This window comes from Nocardia africana NBRC 100379, assembly GCF_001612635.1.
GTDB lineage: Bacteria > Actinomycetota > Actinomycetes > Mycobacteriales > Mycobacteriaceae > Nocardia > Nocardia africana.
The window spans coordinates 256,741-274,597 of the sequence record NZ_BDAV01000006.1 but is presented as its reverse complement, the minus strand read 5'-3'; the positions used below and the strand labels follow the sequence as shown (position 1 = coordinate 274,597).

Sequence of the window (17,857 nt, the reverse complement as noted above, 5' to 3'; positions counted from 1 at the left end):
CGGGGTGACGGTGCTCAGGCGGTCGCGTCGGCCGCGGGAAGTACTGCGCCGCTGTGGGGCCGGTGTGGGTCGGTGCCCGCGGGGCCGCCGTCGGGATAGAACTGCTGCGCCCACTGGCGTAGCGCGGTGAATCCCTGAAATTCCTTGCGGCTCAACGCAGGCGGATCGGAGTAGCGTTGGTGCGCCCAGATCTCGATGTCGGCCTCGAACTGTTCGATGACGAAATCGGCCATCGTCTTGCCGTATCGGCTGATCTCGGGTCTGTCGTCGCCCGGCTTGCGGCCGATCCATACGGTGAACCGGACGTCGGAGGTGTATTCGTCCACCGGGGTCACCGCGGGCATGGTCCGGTTGTCGACCATGCCCCAGCTCTTGGTGATGGAACAACCCAGGCCGGCGTTGATCGACTCCACGCCGCTGTCGACGTCCGATTCGCTGACGCCCTCGTCGAAGGCGATGGTGAAGTCCACGTAGGACACCGGGCCGGAGAAGTCGTGGCGGGTGAACTCCGGCACGAACGGCGTCTTGTGCACGACCTTGAAATGCGCGAAGTCGACGCCGTTCTCCATGATGTACTGTGGATGCAGTTCCAGTCCGGACCGGAACAGCGTGGCCGCCGGCACCGGCGGATAGTAGTCGGCGGCGGTCTTGTCGTCGCCGAACGCCTCGAATATGTCCGGCACCTCGAAATACGGTGCGCGACCGTCGATGTCGTACCAGATCCACACGGCCTCGTTGCGTTCGACGACCGGGTAGCTGCGGATGCGGCGGCCCTTGTTGGGATGTGACTCGTAGGGGATGCAGACGTTGCGCCCCTGTCGATTCCATTCCCACCCGTGGAACGGGCACACCAGGTTCTCGCCGTCGACGCGCCCGCCGTAGCCCAGATGCGCACCGAGATGTTCGCAATACGCGTCGAACACCGCCAGCTGCCCCGATGCGGAGCGCCACGCGACCATCTCGCGGCCGAAGTACTTCATCTTGTGGACGGCGCCGATGGGAATCTCGGTGCACCACGCGACCTGGAACCAGCCCGTCGGCTCCATCGACAAGGGTGGTTTTGCCATCTCGATCCTCCACGTTCGGCGAGGGCTGTACGTCGCGGCGCAGATTCCTGAACCCGCGACCGGCGACACAAGCGTAGAACCCTCTATGAAAGAAAACAAGAGGGTTCGTTGAAACTGGATGTCGCGAGTTCAGAGGCGGTATTATCGACCGTCGTGACGGATGTAGAGGTGACCGGGCGGCGGGCGAACAAGCGTGGTATCCAGTCGCGTGAGGCCATGCTCGAAGCCGCGATCACCTCGCTGGCCACCGGCGACCCCGCGGCCGTATCCGGCAACCGGATCGCCCGCGATATCGGCGCGACCTGGGGAGTCGTGAAATATCAGTTCGGAGATATCGACGGACTGTGGGCGGCGGTGCTCCGCTACACCGCCGACAAGCGCGGCGACCTGCCCGCCGGCATCGCCACGGAAGGAACCCTGTCCGAACGGGTGGCCGCCCTGATCAACACGATGGCGATCGGCTTGCGCCGCCCCGAATCCCTCGCCATCGAGACGTTGCGCGCCGCCCTGCCCCGCGACCACGCCGAACTCGAACGCGACTACCCGCTGACCGCCGCCGAACTCGCCTCGTGGAAACCCAACTGGGACAAGGCATGTGAACGAGCCTTCGCCGACCTGGGCGTCGACCCGGTGAAGATTCGCCGCGTCGCCGCCCTCATCCCCGCCGCCATGCGCGGCATCACCTCCGAACGCACCCTCGGCACCTACGGCAACCTCGACGACGCCATCCAGGGACTCATCGACGGAATGGTCGCGTACCTGGAAAAATGAGCCTTTCGGCGGCGACTTCGATCGGATGGTCTGCGATACCGCCATCCGTCACGCCGACCGCCGGACCACCACACAGCTGCTCCCTGGGGGGGCCACTGACTCGGGCGCCTGCGGCCCCGGCTGCTCGGGCAGTCTTCGATCGCACCGATGAATTTCGGGTGGGCCCGGCGTCGATCTCTGTGGACGCACCGACCGACAGGAGTCCAGTCATGACGCGACCGTTTCGATTCGGGGTTGTCGCCCCGCTCATGACCGACGTGCCGACGTGGCGCGATCGCGTGCGGCGCATCGCCGATAGCGGATACTCCACGTTGCTGGTGGCCGACTTCCCGCTCACGCAACCGGCGCCCGGTCCCATGCTGGCCACCGCCGCGGCCCTGACCGACCTGCGTGTGGGTACCTGGGTCTATGCCTCCCCGCTGCGCCCACCCTGGCAGACGGCGTGGGAAGCGCACTCGCTGTCGCTGCTGACCGAGGGGCGGTTCGAGATGGGCATCGGTACCGGCAGGCCGGGAATCGAGGACGAGCTGCGCGACAAAGGACTGCCCGTCCTGCCGCCGAGCGGGCGGCTGGCCGAGGTGCGCAAGACGGTGGAGGCGCTGCGGGATCTCGACGGTCCCGACCTGCACACGCCAGTGGCGATGGCCGTCCTCGGCCCGAAAGCCCGAGCGCTGGCGGCCGAGATCGCGGACATAGTCACCTTCGCGCTGGGGGACCAGTCCCGCAGTGAGGTCGAACGGCTCGCCCGCGACTTCCGCGCCACCGGGGACCAGGAGCTCGCCCTCGCCGTGCCGGTCGTCGGCGACACCGTCGCCCGGCATATGGCGCCCCCGGACACCGATCCGGCCGCCCTGCGTGCGGTGGACGCACTGGCGATGCTTCCGGACGACCCTGCAGCAGCCGTCGAGGAAATCCAGCGGCGTCGCGAGGAGCTCGGCTTCTCCTACTTCATCGTCGGCGCCGACGTCGCCGAGCGGCTGGCTCCGGTCGTCGCCGAACTCGCGGGGCGATAGGGCGCGCCGCCGGTCTTGCCGGAATGCGGTGCCCTGCTGAAAAGGCCGGGGGGACAGTTGAAATGACGTGTCGGTCTTGCGATGCCCGTGGACTTCTCGCCGGAGATGACGTCAGGAATGCAAGTCGTGCGGCCCTTCGGCCGGGTTGGTCGTCGGTCCGCCCGCATTGCGCGCTTCGACGGCATGGATGGTCTTGACGAGCTCTTTGTCCAAGACGCGTTTGCCGACCGTGCCGATCACCGCCCCGAGTAGATGTCCCGTGAAGTTCTTGCCTTCGCGTACCACGACGGCATCGACTTCGGTGGTCCCGTCGGTCTTCGGTGTGAGCGTGTAGGTATGGCCGGATGCGCCGCCCCACAGGTTGGAGTCGGTGGTCCTCATGACCACGTGGTGCGGGTCGGACCAGTCGTAGCTCAGACGCTCCCAGATGCGGTGCGAGCCCTCGGTGACGTCCGCGTGGGTGGCGTCGCGGGCATGGACGTGGAGGTATTCGTCGGTGCTGTTGCCGAACAGCGTCGACCGGCCGGGGCCGAAGTCGGTGAGGGCGGCGACGAACTGCTCCGGTGTCGACGTGGTGGTGTGCGTGAGGTGGATGGTGGACATCGTGTGCTCCTGAAACGAGTAGTCGACGTGGTGAAACGACAGCGGCAGGCAGCTTCCTACCTGCTCGGCGACCATGTCGTACCGGAGGTGGGCGGACCGCAGCGGCACCGGCGGGCGGCGGTGATATCGGTGCAGGACCGGAACGCGGCGCTGTCGGGCTCGCCGCGGGCAGTGGTGCCCATGACTGCTCCTCGGATCGCATCGCTGTCGAAACCAGCCTTGCACCCCGGCCCTGCCGCCGCACCCGAAACGGATGCCCCGATTCACCGTGGTGACCGTCTTTCCGAGGCTGAACAGGCGCGGTAGCGGATACAGCCGGCTGAACCGTTCAGTGTTACCGCTGGTGAGAAAGGCATGAGTGGGGCGGGTGGGGCTCGAACCCACGACCAGCGGATTATGAGTCCGCGGCTCTAACCGACTGAGCTACCGCCCCTCGCCGCGCTGCACGCGCGTGGGGGATGCTACCGGGTCGGGGGTGCAACGGCCTAGTTGGGCTCGGGCGGGCGGCTTCTCGCGGTGAAAGGGAATGGGGCAAAGGTAGTTTCGCCCTCCGCGTCAGTAGCCGGGCATGAGGGCTACCCGCCCATGACGTAGCACATCTGTCACTCCACCGCCACAGTCCGATAGCGAACGGGCTGCAGTATCGGCTGATGACAGCCATCTACGCGAGCGAGCAGGTAACCGAACAGCCCACTCCGTGCATTGCGCCCGCGCAGTCGCGATATCGGGAGATATTCGGGGATACCTGGTACGAGGAACGGATCGGGGCGCTGGTCGTGCGGTCGGGGCGCCTGTGTGCGGTGATGACACCGGCCGCGCTGGGCACATCGGTGCTGGACAAGCTCGGCGTGCTGCAGGTGCCGGTGATGGCGGTCGGGGTGGGGAATCGATGCGTGTGGTCGTTTCTCACCGAGAATCCCAGCTGTGGTGAGGGAGCGGGGTGGTGGTCTCTGGACCTGTTCCGCTGCTTCGTCACCCAGACCCGGCCCGGCGCATTGATCGCCCTTCCGACACCGGGCAATCCGCGCCGCACGTGGGTGCGCGAACCGCAGGACACGGTGCCGGATCTTCGCCTGGTCGCGGAGACGATCATCGCCGCTTAGTGGGGCAATCGGTACCTCGCGGGCGGCCGTGGTGCGGCGGCACCCCATCGCATGTGGCACGCAGACGATTCCATTGAGAACTTTCGATGAATCTCTGCCCGACATCGATGAAACGCCCTGGTAAGCGCTGTTTTCGACACGGACCGGGGGATTGTGGGCGCCGCCCGCACACCGCACCATCACGAGGGTGAACAGCGAACTGATCATCCTGCTGCTGGTGATCGTCACGGCGCTCGCCTTCGACTTCACCAACGGTTTTCACGACACGGGGAATGCGATGGCCACGTCCATCGCGACGGGTGCCCTCAAACCCACGACCGCGGTGACTGTTTCGGCGCTGCTGAATCTGGTCGGCGCGTTCCTGTCGGTGGAGGTCGCGTTGACGGTCACCAACGCGGTGGTCAAGATCCAGAACAAGGACGGTACGCCGAAGGCCGAGTTCACCGCGGACCATGGGCGGGCATTGCTGATCATCGTGATGGCCGGTCTGATCGGCGGCATCATCTGGAATCTGCTGACCTGGCTGCTGGGCCTGCCGAGCTCGAGTTCGCACGCGCTGTTCGGCGGATTGATCGGCGCCGCAATCGCTTCCGGCGCGGGTGTGGTGTGGATCGGGCACGGCAAGATCGACGGCGTGGTGGGCAAGGTGATCATGCCCGCGCTGTTCTCGCCCGTGATCGCGGGCATCGTGGCCGCGGTCGCCACCTTCCTCATCTTCAGGATCGTGATGGGTATCGGCGAACGGTTCACCGAGGCCGGTTTCCGGTGGGGGCAGATCGGCACCGCCTCACTTGTCTCGCTCGCGCACGGGACCAACGACGCGCAGAAGACGATGGGCGTGATCACCCTGGCGCTGATCGGCTACAGCGCCTCGGACCCGCATTCGACCGGCCCGTTCGCCTGGCACGAAACCGACAATGTGCCGCTGTGGGTGAAGTTCGCGTGTGCCGCCGCCATCGCGCTGGGCACCTATATCGGCGGCTGGCGGATCATCCGCACGCTCGGCAAGGGCCTTGTCGAAATCAGCTCGCCGCAGGGTATGGCGGCCGAAGCATCCTCGGCGACAATCATTCTCGCCTCCAGCCACCTCGGCTTCGCGCTCTCGACCACCCATGTCGCCACCGGCTCGATCCTCGGTTCCGGCGTCGGTAAGCCCGGCGCGCGGGTGCGCTGGAACATCGCGCTGCGCATGGTCGCGGCATGGGTCATCACCCTGCCGGCCGCCGCGGTGGTGGGCGCGGTGATGTGGGTGATCGCGGCGAAGATTCCCACCCTGCTCGGCCCGCTGATCGCCTTCGCGATCCTGTGCGCGCTCTCGGCGTACATGTACCGGCGCGCCCAGCTGCAGAAGATCGACCACACCAACGTCAACGCCGAATGGGACGAGCCGGTCGCTCCCGCGGACACGATCGCGAAGGTCTGAGAAGCATGGAAACGCTCGAGCTCGTTCTCGAATCGGTCTGGAAGATCCTGCTCGTCGGCATCGTGCTGGGTGCCGGTCTGCCCGCGCTGTTCGCCGTCGGCGTGCGCGGCCTGGCGGCGGCAAACGGACACGAGTCGGCCGACGGGACCGCCCACCGGCCCAATCCGTTCGGCGCCGCGGTGGCCGTGGTGGTCTTCGCCGTCGTGGTCGCCGCGATCGCGGTCGGTATCACGATCATCGTCGCGTCGGGTTTCGGCAAGGCGGTCAGCTTCGAGCACATCTATCCGACCCTGGTCGAGAAGTAGGAGTACACAGGTGAATTCGAGATCCAACGACGAGGGCCTGCTCGCGCAGATCCTCGGTTGGCTGCGCGCGGGCTACCCGGACGGCGTCCCGCCGAAGGACTACTTCCCGCTGCTCGCACTGCTGAAGAAGCAGCTGAACCAGGACGAACTCGACCGCATTCTCGGCCTGCTGCTGGCCGGCCGTCCCGATGTCGTCGATCGCGAGCAGGTGGAGGCGGCGATCGTGGAGGTCACCCGCTGCGAACCGAGCGAAGACGATCTGCGCCAGGTCGCGGCGAAGCTGGCAGCCGGTGGCTGGCCGCTCACCGGATTCCACGACTGAAGGGCGGACCGATCCGCTGATCGTCGGCCGCGCCCGCGACGTGGGCGGTTCCGGGTTACGGCGTGCGGTCCAGGACGAGATCCGACAGCCGCACCGCGTACATCGAAACCAGTACGGCCTCTTCGTGTCCCGGCACCCCGGGCTGCACGTACGCGCGCACGGTTTCGGTTTCGCGCACCAGATCCAGCAGTGCGGCCCGCAGCAGCTCGGGGCGCGGGGAGGTGGTCAGCGTGTGGAAGCTGTAGCGCCAGCGGTAGTCGTCGATCAAGCGGTGCAGTCGCTCGGCCTCGACCACATGGTGGTACCGCACACCTTGTGAATGGGAGTCCATGGCGATCAGCAGCTGCTCGACTTCGGCCAGCCGCTCCTCGGTGCCGACCGGTGGCGCGCTGTAGGCGATCTCGCCCGAATCGCGTACGGCGTGCGCGCAGGCCTGGGGCAGATTCCACGGCAAGGACAGCTGCGCCTGCGAGCCGTACTCCGGCCCCGGCCAATGCGGGCCCGGACCGGTGTCGACACCGAACAGCACCGCGTAGGGATAGCCCGCGCGGTGCAGCGTCTCGTTGTCCTGCCACGCCGGTCGCTGCGCCGCGTGATCGAGCATGCGCCGGCGCAACCGGACCATCGTGCGCAGCGCCCGGTAGCGATCGGGCCGGGCCCAGCCGAAACCGTTGCGGATCACCTCGCGGCGCACCGTCGCGTTCAGCCGATCCCAGCCCGGACCGTCGGTGCAGGCGGCGATGCGCACGGAGTAGCCGTTGCCGAACAGGTGGCGCAACAGCTGCCGCTCCTCGGCGGCCACCGGTTCGGGCGGGCCGGGCAGCAGGACCGCTCGCAACGAATCCGCCCCCTCGAATCCCTCGCTACCGATATGCACATCGACATGTCCACGGATCGCGAGTGCCGCCAGCTGGGCCGCGACAATGCGGCCGTAGCGGGCGGCACCCTGTTCGTGCATCGTCGGCGCGAGCAGCATCCCGGCCTGCAGCACCGTCATTCGGGCCGATAATCGTTCGAACGCCGCCGTCATCTGGTCGGGATCCGGAGGCATGCGCACCACTCACTCTGTGACACAGGGCAATCAGGTCCGCATCAGTGTAGAGCCCGGCGTGGCTTACATTCGGCAATATCGGGAGCGATCCCCTGTCAGACCGTTATCCCGGCCCGGATCAGCTTGCCGGTGATGTTGCGCGGCAACGGCTCCGAGGTGATCCGCCACCGTTCGGGCACCTTGAAATACGCCAACCTCTCGCGGGCGAATTCGCGCAGCTCCGCCTCCGATGCGGTGGAGCCCTGGGCGAGGACGACGACGGCGGCCACCTGCTGCCCGAGATCAGGGTGCGGTTCGCCGACGACGGCACATTCCACGACGTCGGGGTGTTCGTCGAGGCACTGCTCGATCTCGACCGGATAGATGTTCTCGCCGCCGCGCAGGATCAGATCCGATCTGCGGCCGGTCAGACGCAGGCGGCCCTGTTCGACCACGCCGAAATCGCCGGTGCGCAACCAGCGTTCGGCATCGATCGCCGCCGCGGTGGCCTCGGGATTGCGCCAATAGCCCAGCATGACGAACGGGCTGCGGACGTAGACCTCGCCTTCGACGCCCTCGGGCACGGGGGTTCCGTCGGGATCGCGGATCTCGAGGGCCACGCTGATGATGGGCCGGCCCAGGGTGCCGGGGGATTCGGCGAGGTCGGCGGGGGTGGCGACGGCGACTGCGGTACTGCACTCGGTGAGGCCGTAACTGTCCACCAAGGCGTCGGCTGCGAACGGAACCTCTTCGCGCAGACGCTGTTTGAACGCCGGTGACGACGGCGCCGACGCGAGGGCGAACGCGGTGAGCGAGGAGGTGTCGTAGCGTCCGATATCGCCGTGTTCGAGCAGCCGGGAGGCCATGGTGGGCACCGCACCCCAGTTGGTCACCCGTTCCTTCTCGATCAGGCGCAGAATCCGGTCGGCGTCGAAACCACCCTGCGGCATGATCACCGCACTGCCGGTCGCCAGCCGCGGCACCACCAGATTGTGCAGGCTGGCGATGTGGAACAGGGGAGAGGTCAGCAGGCAGCGCAGGTCCAGCGGCGCACCGGGTTCCAGCGTCTTTCCGGTGAAGGCGGCGGCGAGGGCGTCGGTGTATTCGAAGTAGCCGGTGACGGCCAGCAGATTGCGCTGGGAATGCAAGGCCGCCTTGGGTTTTCCGCTGGTGCCGCTGGTGAACAGAATGACGGCGGGATCGTCCTCCGCCACGTCGGGGACCGCGGGTTCGGCGCCGGCATGGGCGGCGATCAGCCGCGGCAGATCCTCGTCCATCGTCACCACCGCGGCGGAGGTCTCGATCTCGGCGAGTAGTTTCGCCCGCTTCGCGTCCACGACCACCACGGCCGGCTCGGTCAGTGCCAGTCCGTACTCGATCTCGCGTGGCACCCACCACCCGTTGAGCCCGACCGCGATCGCGCCGAGGCTCTGTGTCGCCCAGAAGGTGATCACCCATTCGACGGTGTTCGCGGCGAGGATCGCGACCCGATCGCCGCGCCCCACCCCGAACTCCTCGCGCAGCGCGGCAGCCAGAGCCGCTGCGGCAGCGGCATGTTCGCGATAGCTCAGCCGCCGGTCCTCGGTGACGAGGTAGTCCCGGTCACCGAAGGCGACCGATGCGGCGAGCAGTTCGGCGACCGCGCGGCGGCGGTGCCGCAGCACCGGCATGCGAGCGCCGAGAACCTCCTCCTCGACGAGCTCGAACCGGCCGCCCGGACCGGTCAGCTCGCGCATGACGGCGGCGATATCGGGCATGGGCGTGGTGGTCATGGGCGGTCCTTCTGTGTGCGGCATCACAACCACCGCACTGTGTCACGCACGCCCGCGGCATATGCCGGCGTTTCCGCTCAGCGAGACTCCGGGACGGTTACGCGCGACCCGGCGACGAGGCGAGCGGGCGCCCGCTCGGCCGGACCGCCTGACCGCGCCGGGCGGCCGGAACCTGACGTCGCCCGCGGGACTCGGCGGACAGCGCGCGTGCGGTGCGCGCGGCCGCCTCCGCGACCAGCGGGGCGAGTCGCTCCATGGTGGCGAAGTTGGTTTCGCCGCACAGGCAGATCGCGGCCAGGGGTCCCTGCGGACCCCGGATCGCGGCGGCCACACTCGGAAGTACGCGGCCCACCATCGCATTGGCGTATTCGCCGCGGTCGAACGACAGTCCGCGATTGCGGCGGATCCGGTTCAATTCGCGATGCAGGCTCGGCACATCCCACCCCCGGCCCTGAACCGGATTCGACAACTGTTTGCCGAGCAGCGCCTCCACCTCCTCCGGCGGCAACCAGGCCAGCATGGCGCGGCCGCCGGTGGTGAGGTGGGCGAAACTGCGGCGTCCCACATGCGATTCCAGCGTGCGCGCGAACGGGCCGCCGAGTTTGTCCAGGAACACCTCGTCGGCGCCCTCCAGAGCCGCCAGGTGCACCACGAGTCCGGTCCGCAGCTGCAGTTCGTGCAGGTGCTCGGCGGCCGCCTCGCGGATCTCGCCGTGCCGGCCGTCGTATCCGCCGAGCCCCAGGGACCGGCGGCCCAGGCAGTAGCCCGAGGGGGTGTGCTCGAGCCAGTGCAGTTTCACCAGCTGGTCGAGGATGCGATGCGCGGTGGAGCGCGGGAGTCCGCTGTGCGTGCAGATCTCCACGAGGCTCAGCCGCGTCGACCGGTGTTCGAACATGTCGAGAATGAGCGTCATCCGCTCCACCATCGACGGCGGCAGGGGGCGGGGTGCCGATGTGGCCAGTGGCATCGATGCCTCCGATCGTGAGTCACTTCCATCCTGCCCGTCGAATCTGGGCGAGAAGCGGAATTGAAGCCCGAGTGTAGTGACGGCAGACACACCGCGCGAATCGCGGACCGCCCCGTTCGTCCGATATCCCGCTGACCGGAACGCCGCCCGAACCGGCCCGGCGGACCTGCAAGCGTGGGGTCTTTCGGAGTGAGAGGAGCGGGCGTGCGGCTCGAAGGAAAGGTTGCGGTCGTCACGGGCGGTGCGGGCGGCATCGGCCGGGGGATCGTGCGCGCCTTCGCCAAGGAAGGCGCCGAGATCCTGTTCGTCGACATCAACGACCAGGCCGGACGCGAGCTGGAACGGGAGCTGGCCGGCGCCGCGGCGTATCTGCACGCCGACATCACGCGCGAAGACAGTGCCGAGCTGATCGTCACCGCGGCGGTCGAGCGGTTCGGCTCGGTGCACGTCCTGGTCGACAATGCCCACGTCTCGAAGCAGGCGCCGCTGCTCGACACCACGCAGGAGATGTTCGACCTGTCCTTCGGCACCGGCTTCTACCCGACCTTCCGATTGATGCGCGCCTGCTATCCGCATCTGAAGCGCAACCGCGGCTCGGTGATCAACTTCGCCTCCGGCGCGGGGCTCGAGGGACAGGTCCGGCAGGGCTCGTATGCGGCGGCGAAGGAGGCGATCCGGGCGATCAGCCGGGTCGCCGCCAACGAATGGGCCGCCGACGACATCAATGTCAACGTCATCTCGCCGCTGGCGCTGACCGAGGGCGTCGCGGCCTATATCGAGGCCAACCCGGGCGTCGAGGAGGCCTTGCTCGCGCGCACCCCGCTGCACCGCTTCGGCGATCCGGAAACCGATATCGGCAGGGTCGCGGTGTTCCTGGCCAGCGCGGATGCGAAATACATGACCGGTCAGACCCTCATGGTCGACGGCGGCTCGATCAAACTCCGCTGAGGCCGTTTCCGTCCCCGCGCGCGGCCGCAGTGGCGGCTATCGTGGGGTTATGGGCGTGTTCGGCGAGATGTTTCCCGGCAAGAAGCTGACCGACGAGAGCGGCGGTGACAGCGACGGGCAGCAGCATCGGCCGCGGCTGGATCTCGACTTGGACGCGGGGGTGATCCGGCTGTCGGGGACGGCGCGGCCGGATGAGGAGTCGTCCGAGTAGCCGGTTCGGAAGATCGCTTCGTGAAATGTGCGGGCCGGTAGATCTAGCAATCTAGATTGCTAGCATGTTAGTGTGCTCTCGTGGGTGCCGAGGAAGTCAAGCAGTTCAACGTGTATCTCCCGGTCGAGCTGATCAAGCAGGTCAAATACCGGGCGGTCGAATCGGAGATGTCGCTGTCGGCGCTGGTGGCCGAGGCGCTGCGGGCGTATCTCGGCGCCGAACCGTCGACGCGTGAGAAGGAGAAGTGAGATGGCCACCAGAGGTGTCGAAGCGATTTTCCTGGAGACCCACAACTGGGGGAAATCGGCGAAGTTCTTCCAGCAGTTGGGTTTCGAACTGGAATTCGCCACCGACCACAATTCCGGACAGCTCCGCAACGGGGACGGCCCGTACCTGTTCATCGCCGAGGTGCCGGCGGATCGTGAACCGGGAATGCAGGTCGTGCTGAAAGTGGAAGCGGAGCAGGACTTTCCGGCGCCGGTCGAGGTGGTCTCGCCGTTCGCCGACACCCATTACGGAACCCGCGAGATGACCGTGCGTGATCCGGACGGGCGGGTGTGGACGCTGCAGGCTCCCGGTGGTGACCGATGAGCGACACCCGGACCGGTGCGGTGCCCGAGCAGACCGCCGTACCCGATCACACCGCGGTGCGGGTTGCGCTGTGGCGCGCGCTGCACGTCCAGCTCGACCCGCCGCCGCATGTGCTCGACGACGAGGTCGGCCTGCGTCTGGCCGATCCACCGGAGGGCTGGCGCGAGCGCGGCGATATGCATCCCGTGGGAACCAGCCGCTTCCGGGCAAGCATCGTGGCGCGCTCGCGATTCGTGGAGGATCTGCTCGCCGAACAGGCGGGGCGGGTCGACCAGTATGTGTTGCTGGGCGCCGGACTGGAGACGTTCGCCCAGCGCACGCCCGAGATCGCCGCTCGCTTCCGGATATTCGAGGTCGATCAGCCGCAGACGCAGGCGTGGAAGCGGCAGCGTCTGATCGAGACCGGATACGGCCTGCCGGAGTGGTTGCGTTCGGTTCCGGTCGATTTCGAGAAGGATTCGTGGTGGGAGCGGCTGAGCGCGGCCGGCTTCGATCCGTCGCGGCCCGCGATCGTCGCCTCGCTGGGAGTGAGCCTGTATCTCACCGACGAGGCCAACCGCGAAACGCTGTCGCTGCTGGCGCGCTCGGCGCCCGGTTCCACGGTCGTCATGTCCTTCATGCCGCCACTGGAACTGCTCGACGAACAGGACCGAACGAGCCGGGAGTTCGCCGAAGCCGGCGCGGCCGCCTCCGGCACGCCGTTCCTCAGCTTCTACGCGCCGGAGCAGATCGTCGCCATGGCCCGGGAGGCCGGTTTCGCGCAGGCGCACCACGTATCGGCGGCCGAGCTCAACGCCCGGTACTTCGCCGGGCGGCCGGACGGGCTGCGCACCTCCAACGGCGAGGAGTTGCTGGTGGCGACGACCTGAGCTCCGCCTACGATGAGCCGATGGCGAAATCCCAGCGCTTGCACATCGTGCCGTCTCGATTCAGCGTCGACCACATCCCGGGCGCGACCTTTCCGGAGGACGACGAATGGGTGGCGCTGGTGCGGGCGCCGGAGGGGCTGACCGTGGTGCGCGAGGCCCCGCCGTGGGAGCGGGAGACCTGCTGGCTCGGCCTGTACGCCGCCACACCGCGCGAGCTGGACACCTCCGGTGCGCTGACCGCGATCCTGGCGCCCCTGGCACAGCAGGGGATTCCGGTCTTCGTCGCCTCGACCTTCCATGCCGATCTGGTGCTGGTGCCCGAATCGCGCAGCGCCGCCGCCACCGACGCGCTGACCGACGCCGGATTCGAGATCGCCGGGGCCGCGGGCTGACGACGGCTCAGATGTGGTCGCCCTTGTCGCGGTTGCAGCCGCGGCACAGGATCTGCAGATTCGCCGCACTGGTCGCGCCGCCGCGGCTGAGCGGGATGATGTGGTCGAATTCGAGATAGTGGGTGGCGCCGCATTCCACGCACCGGCCGCCGTCGCGATGCCACACCTCGGCCTTGATATCGGGTGCGATGGACCGGCTGTCTCGTCTGCCCGGCGCGACCGTGAGCCGCTTCGCCACCCGCAGTGCGCCTTCCACGATGGCGGCCACCAATTCCGGTTCGCCGACGTCGAATTCGGCCCCGCCGCGTGCCGAGGTCGCCGCCACCGTCACGCTCGTCTCGGTGGTCGATACCGAAACCGCTCGGGCCCAGGGGATTTCGATGCCCGCGTCGGGGCCGATGAAGCGCAGCTTCCGGTTCGAGCAGATCAACCGTCCCGGTGAGGCCTGCGCGCCCCGGCCCGACCGGCGGATGCGGGTGGCGGCGGTGTCGAGGTGGACACGTTCCTGCGGATCCAGATGCAGATCGGGCACCGCGATCACCGGGAGTTCGCCCGCGCGCAGCCGGGACAGGATGCGCAGCCGGCGCAGGCTGCGGCGCAACTCGTCCACGGCCGCGTCGCGCACCCCGAGGGCGGCGACCGTCGCGTCGAATCGTTCCAGCTCGGCGCCGTCGATCGTGCCGTCGGCCAGCGCGAAGGCCGCCATGCGCTCGAGATGGGCGAGGGCGGGCCCGCGCAGGGCCGCGCGGGCGGTGCCGGGGTCGATGCGCTGATGGCGGATCCGCGTCCACACCTCGTCCCAGTCGGGACCGCTGGGTCCGGTGGTGGTCAGGACGCGCAGCGCTCGGATGCGCCACTCGGACAGGTAGTCCTCGATCTCCGCCGCACACGCGCGGCAGGGCGCGGCGCCGAGCAGTCGCCAGGCCCGCCGCCGCCCACAGCGGGGGCAGCCGCGCGGATCGGCGGGCGGGCGGGCCACGGTCTGTTCGGTCCATCGGGAGCCGTCCCACCAGCGCAGTGACGCCGCGTCCGCCGGGTCGGGATGCCAGTCGGGGCGTTCGTCCGGCGGCGCAGGCATCGGTGCGGCGAATCTGGTGCGGTGCAACGATATTCGCTGCGAGCGGTGCGGCGCCGAATCCGCGACGGGTGCGCCGAACGTCGTGAACAACTCCGCCGCGTCGGCGTGTTGCGTCCCGCCGCGCACGAACCACCACCGGTCCTCGGCCCGGCGGAACTCTCCGAACACCGCGGCCCGGGTACCCGGTTCCGCGGTGACGTCGGCGCGCGCCACCAGGCCCTCGGCATCCTCGACCGAGACCGCGAGGCCGGGCAGCGCGGCCAGCGGCTCGTCGGGACCGGACCCGGTGATCAGGATGCGGGTGATGTCGGCCTCCGTGCGGGGGAGCGAGACCGACAGCCGCGCGGTGCCCGGCTGCGGATCCTGATCGACGGTCACCGCCTGGGAGGGGTGGCGCGGCGCGTTGAAATACACCACGTCGCGGGCGGAGCGGACCCGTCCGCCGGCGGTCAGCAGGACCGCGTGCGCATCCAGCAACGCGGTCGAACGCCACGAAACCAGTACCGACAGAAGCGAAGTCGGTACCGGCGTGGCGTCGCCGTCGACGGTGGTGCGCATGGTTGTCATCGCCACGAACTATGCCAGGCCGCGCCGACACGAATCGCGCGGTCGGCGCGGAGCTTTTCGTCACTGTCCGGGTGCGGCACAGTGGAACCATGACGAACCCGAAGGGTGACTCCGGGCGAAAGCCCAGCGGCGCGCGGGTGCCGGGTGCGACGGAAATCCTCGCCGCCGCCCAGGCCGCCGCGCAGGCCGCGCAGACTGCCGCGGGCCAGGCCATCGATGCCGCGCAGGTCACCGCCGGTACCGCCTTCGGCACCGCGGTGCGGCTCCCGCCCGCGTCGGTGCAGCTGGCCGCGCAACTTCCGGATCTGATCGAGAATCTGGCGATCGCCATCGACCGGCTCAATTCCACCATCGACCGGCTCGACCGGACTCTGGCGCTGGCCGATCCGGCCTTCGCGGCCTACGACCGGCTGCTGCCGCGGCTCGAGGCCGTGATCGCGCTGGGCGAGGACGTGTTCAGCCGGCTGGCGAAACTGCCGGGCATCTCGATGCTGGGCCGCCTCACCGGCCGCGAGGCGGAGCCACCGCAACCGGAGCCGAAGTCACGTCGACGCCGGAAATAGACCCGCCCTGCCCGCGGCTCGTGGCAGGTCCGCCGTGGCGATCACCGCACGGGCCGCGGCCGCGGCCTTGAGCACCATCTCGTGGAATTCCGCGTCGGCATCGGAGTCCAGCACCACCGCCCCGCCCGCGCCGACGCGCCAGCCGCGCTCGTCGCGCACCGCGGTGCGGATGACGATATTGAGATCCGCCGTTCCGCCCAGACCCAGAAATCCGATCGTGCCCGAGTAGATGCCGCGCGCCTCGGTCTCCAGCCCGTCGATGATCTCCATGGTCCGCAACTTGGGGGCCCCGGTCATCGAGCCGCCCGGGAAGCATGCGCGCAGGCAATCGAGCACGTCCACCTCGGGGCGCAGCCGGCCGCGCACGGTACTCACCAGCTGATGCATGGTGGTGTAGGTCTCGGCGACCATCAGCTCGGGGACGTGCACGCTGCCCAGCTCGCACACCCGGCCCAGATCGTTGCGCAGCAGATCGACGATCATCAGATTCTCCGCGCGCGTCTTGGGGTCCAATTCCAATGCGCGGCAGAGGTTTTCATCCGCTTCGGGAGTCGCGCCGCGCGGGGCGGTGCCCTTGATCGGCTTGGTCTCCACCGTGCGGGTGCGGTCGATCTTCAGAAAGCGCTCCGGTGAGGAACAGGCGATATGGAGCTCGCCGAATCTCAGGTACGCCGCGTACGGGGCGGGATTGCTGCGCCGCAGAATCCGGTAGACATCGAGGCCCGGCGCATCGGAATCGAGGGTGGCGCTGTCGGTGAGGTTCACCTCGTAGGTCTCCCCGGCGCGCAGTTCGGCATCGATCGCCGCGATATCGGCCAGATAGCGGTCCCGGCCGCGGCTCAGCCGCGAGACGACGGCCTCCTCGTCGGCGGGCAGCGTGAGCGGTTCCGGATGCCGCCGATCCGGCAGTGTCGCGACGATCGCGCGCGTAGCGGCCAGCCAGCGGTCGTTCTCGCCGGCCGAATCCGCGTCGGTGACAGCGATCAGATGGGTGCGGCCCGCGACGTGATCGACCACGATCAGCCGATCGGCGAACAGCCACTGCGCGTCCGGATAGGGCGATCGGTGCCCGGCCCGCGCACCGCAGTCGGCCTTCATCTCGTAGCCCAGATAGCCGACGTAGCCGCCCACGAAATCGAAAGGCACATCGGGGAATCGGATGCTCAGGTCGCTCAGCCGCGCCGACAGATAGTCGAGCACCGGCCGCGGGTCGGTGCGGGTCCCGGCTCGATTCTCGATCACACATCCCGCGCCGACCCGATATCGGACCACCTCGGCCAGCGGCCCGGACGCATCACCGGCGAAACTGAACCGATCCAGGCCCGGCTCCACGTGCGCACTGTCGAGCCAGAACACCGTCGGCGAGTCCGGATACACCCGCAGCACAACGGATTCCGTGTCCACGGCGCGGTCGATCACCTCGTGCGCAACGGTGAGGGACCGAATGGCGGAACGTCCGGCTGCGGCCTTCCCCGCACGCCCGCCCGCACCGGAATCCGGTTCGGCTGCAGCAGGCGACGATGTCGTCGCGGGGACTCGAGTTCGCGGTTCCGATGATCGCCGCACCCCCTCCCGGCGCCCCCACCACTCGCGCGTCAGCCGCGCGAAATTCCTCAGCAGTGCCGCGCCGAATTCGCTCGACACCGATTCCGGATGGAACTGCACACCCCACTGCGGGCGGTGGCGGTGGCGAACGCCCATCACCACCCCGTCGGGCGCGGTCGCGGTGATCGCCAGCGCGTCCGGCAGCGGCTGGGCGGCGCACAGCGAGTGGTAGCGCACGGCGAGGAAGTCGGCGGGAACGCCGGCGAACAGGTCACGACCGTCGTGGCTGATGCGGTCCGGATAGCCGTGCCGGGGTGCGGGCGCCGGGATCACCCGCCCACCGGCCGCCAGCACGATGCCCTGGTGGCCGAGGCAGACGCCCAGCAGCGGAAGCTCCGCCCGCTCGATCAGCGCCTGTGAGATCCCGAAATCCCGTGGTACATCGGGGCGTCCGGGTCCGGGGGAGACGACGATGTTGTCGAACCGGCCGAGGTCCAGTTCGGCCAGGGTGTCGACCTCGTCGTTGCGCAGCACGGTCGGTTCGACCCCGTTCACCGTGCCGATCAACTGGAAGAGGTTGTAGGTGAACGAGTCGTGGTTGTCGACCAGCAGGGTGCGCACGGGGGTCCGGGCGCGGACCCCGTGGTCGAGAGTGGTCTCGCTGGAATGCCGAGACCAGGACGTGCTCATGTGCATCACCGTATCGGGCATCTCGGA

At 68.5% G+C, this 17,857-nt stretch carries 20 protein-coding genes and 1 tRNA gene; 13 read left to right on the top strand and 8 right to left on the bottom strand.

Annotated features, from left to right (window positions below):
• Positions 1 to 14 precede the first annotated feature (14 nt).
• Entirely contained in the window at positions 15 to 1,067 is a 1,053-nt protein-coding gene (locus NA3_RS09375; RefSeq protein ID WP_062963174.1) for a Rieske 2Fe-2S domain-containing protein, read from the bottom strand.
• A 153-nt stretch (positions 1,068 to 1,220) separates the two neighbouring features.
• Between NA3_RS09375 and NA3_RS09370 the strand changes: the two genes are divergently transcribed.
• Entirely contained in the window at positions 1,221 to 1,838 is a 618-nt protein-coding gene (locus NA3_RS09370; protein WP_062963173.1) for a TetR/AcrR family transcriptional regulator, read from the top strand.
• 209 nt (positions 1,839 to 2,047) lie between these two features.
• Entirely contained in the window at positions 2,048 to 2,851 is an 804-nt protein-coding gene (locus NA3_RS09365) for an LLM class flavin-dependent oxidoreductase (RefSeq protein ID WP_062963172.1), read from the top strand.
• A 111-nt stretch (positions 2,852 to 2,962) separates the two neighbouring features.
• Here NA3_RS09365 and NA3_RS09360 read toward each other — a convergent pair whose 3' ends face one another.
• Both NA3_RS09360 and NA3_RS09355 read right to left on the bottom strand, forming a co-directional pair.
• Entirely contained in the window at positions 2,963 to 3,454 is a 492-nt protein-coding gene (locus tag NA3_RS09360) for a hypothetical protein (RefSeq protein ID WP_062963559.1), read from the bottom strand.
• Between the two features lie 359 nt (positions 3,455 to 3,813).
• A tRNA-Ile gene (locus tag NA3_RS09355) sits at positions 3,814 to 3,887 on the bottom strand.
• A gap of 217 nt (positions 3,888 to 4,104) precedes the next feature.
• Here NA3_RS09355 and NA3_RS09350 point away from each other — a divergent pair.
• The 4 genes from NA3_RS09350 (at position 4,105) to NA3_RS09335 (ending at position 6,607) form a co-directional block, all read left to right on the top strand.
• The gene (locus tag NA3_RS09350) at positions 4,105 to 4,557 is read left to right on the top strand and encodes a hypothetical protein (protein ID WP_062963171.1); all 453 of its coding nucleotides are present in this window, start codon (positions 4,105 to 4,107) and stop codon (positions 4,555 to 4,557) included.
• Between the two features lie 187 nt (positions 4,558 to 4,744).
• The gene (locus NA3_RS09345) at positions 4,745 to 5,980 is read left to right on the top strand and encodes an inorganic phosphate transporter (RefSeq protein ID WP_062963558.1); all 1,236 of its coding nucleotides are present in this window, start codon (positions 4,745 to 4,747) and stop codon (positions 5,978 to 5,980) included.
• Positions 5,981 to 5,985: 5 nt separating this feature from the next.
• Positions 5,986 to 6,285 carry a hypothetical protein gene (locus NA3_RS09340; RefSeq protein ID WP_062963170.1) on the top strand — a complete coding sequence of 100 codons (300 nt, stop codon included), beginning with the start codon at positions 5,986 to 5,988 and terminating at the stop codon, positions 6,283 to 6,285.
• A gap of 10 nt (positions 6,286 to 6,295) precedes the next feature.
• Positions 6,296 to 6,607, top strand: a complete 312-nt coding sequence (locus NA3_RS09335) for a DUF3349 domain-containing protein (RefSeq protein ID WP_063917391.1) — start codon at positions 6,296 to 6,298, stop codon at positions 6,605 to 6,607.
• 55 nt (positions 6,608 to 6,662) lie between these two features.
• On the opposite strand, the gene NA3_RS09330 is transcribed toward NA3_RS09335, so the two are convergent.
• The 3 genes from NA3_RS09330 to NA3_RS09320 form a co-directional block, all read right to left on the bottom strand.
• Entirely contained in the window at positions 6,663 to 7,604 is a 942-nt protein-coding gene (locus NA3_RS09330) for a hypothetical protein (RefSeq protein ID WP_062963169.1), read from the bottom strand.
• A gap of 149 nt (positions 7,605 to 7,753) precedes the next feature.
• Positions 7,754 to 9,409, bottom strand: coding sequence for a steroid-24-oyl-CoA synthetase (gene casG / locus NA3_RS09325; protein WP_062963168.1), 1,656 nt, complete (start codon positions 9,407 to 9,409; stop codon positions 7,754 to 7,756).
• Positions 9,410 to 9,506: 97 nt separating this feature from the next.
• Positions 9,507 to 10,376: an IclR family transcriptional regulator gene (locus NA3_RS09320; protein WP_084491407.1), complete on the bottom strand. Its 870-nt coding sequence runs from the start codon at positions 10,374 to 10,376 to the stop codon at positions 9,507 to 9,509.
• A 204-nt stretch (positions 10,377 to 10,580) separates the two neighbouring features.
• On the opposite strand from NA3_RS09320, the gene NA3_RS09315 reads away from it, so the two are divergent.
• The 6 genes from NA3_RS09315 (at position 10,581) to NA3_RS09295 (ending at position 13,387) form a co-directional block, all read left to right on the top strand.
• Complete coding sequence (locus tag NA3_RS09315; RefSeq protein WP_062963166.1) at positions 10,581 to 11,324, top strand: SDR family NAD(P)-dependent oxidoreductase; 744 nt, start codon at positions 10,581 to 10,583, stop codon at positions 11,322 to 11,324.
• Positions 11,325 to 11,373: 49 nt separating this feature from the next.
• Positions 11,374 to 11,535, top strand: a complete 162-nt coding sequence (locus NA3_RS37610) for a hypothetical protein (RefSeq protein WP_167354974.1) — start codon at positions 11,374 to 11,376, stop codon at positions 11,533 to 11,535.
• Between the two features lie 80 nt (positions 11,536 to 11,615).
• Complete coding sequence (locus NA3_RS09310) at positions 11,616 to 11,783, top strand: ribbon-helix-helix domain-containing protein (RefSeq protein ID WP_062963165.1); 168 nt, start codon at positions 11,616 to 11,618, stop codon at positions 11,781 to 11,783.
• Between the two features lies 1 nt (position 11,784).
• Positions 11,785 to 12,126 carry a VOC family protein gene (locus NA3_RS09305; protein ID WP_062963164.1) on the top strand — a complete coding sequence of 114 codons (342 nt, stop codon included), beginning with the start codon at positions 11,785 to 11,787 and terminating at the stop codon, positions 12,124 to 12,126.
• A complete protein-coding gene (locus NA3_RS09300; RefSeq protein WP_062963163.1) occupies positions 12,123 to 12,995 on the top strand; it encodes a class I SAM-dependent methyltransferase in 873 nt (290 codons plus the stop codon). The genes NA3_RS09305 and NA3_RS09300 overlap by 4 nt, the downstream gene beginning before the upstream one ends.
• A gap of 20 nt (positions 12,996 to 13,015) precedes the next feature.
• The gene (locus tag NA3_RS09295; RefSeq protein ID WP_062963162.1) at positions 13,016 to 13,387 is read left to right on the top strand and encodes an ACT domain-containing protein; all 372 of its coding nucleotides are present in this window, start codon (positions 13,016 to 13,018) and stop codon (positions 13,385 to 13,387) included.
• 7 nt (positions 13,388 to 13,394) lie between these two features.
• On the opposite strand, the gene NA3_RS09290 is transcribed toward NA3_RS09295, so the two are convergent.
• Positions 13,395 to 15,032, bottom strand: a complete 1,638-nt coding sequence (locus tag NA3_RS09290; RefSeq protein WP_063917389.1) for an HNH endonuclease — start codon at positions 15,030 to 15,032, stop codon at positions 13,395 to 13,397.
• A gap of 89 nt (positions 15,033 to 15,121) precedes the next feature.
• Here NA3_RS09290 and NA3_RS09285 point away from each other — a divergent pair, with 89 nt between their 5' ends.
• Entirely contained in the window at positions 15,122 to 15,595 is a 474-nt protein-coding gene (locus NA3_RS09285) for a hypothetical protein (RefSeq protein WP_062963555.1), read from the top strand.
• On the opposite strand, the gene pabB is transcribed toward NA3_RS09285, so the two are convergent.
• Positions 15,575 to 17,830: an aminodeoxychorismate synthase component I gene (gene pabB / locus NA3_RS09280; protein ID WP_128145138.1), complete on the bottom strand. Its 2,256-nt coding sequence runs from the start codon at positions 17,828 to 17,830 to the stop codon at positions 15,575 to 15,577. The two genes, NA3_RS09285 and pabB, sit on opposite strands and share 21 nt — an antisense overlap.
• Between the last annotated feature and the right edge of the window lie 27 nt (positions 17,831 to 17,857).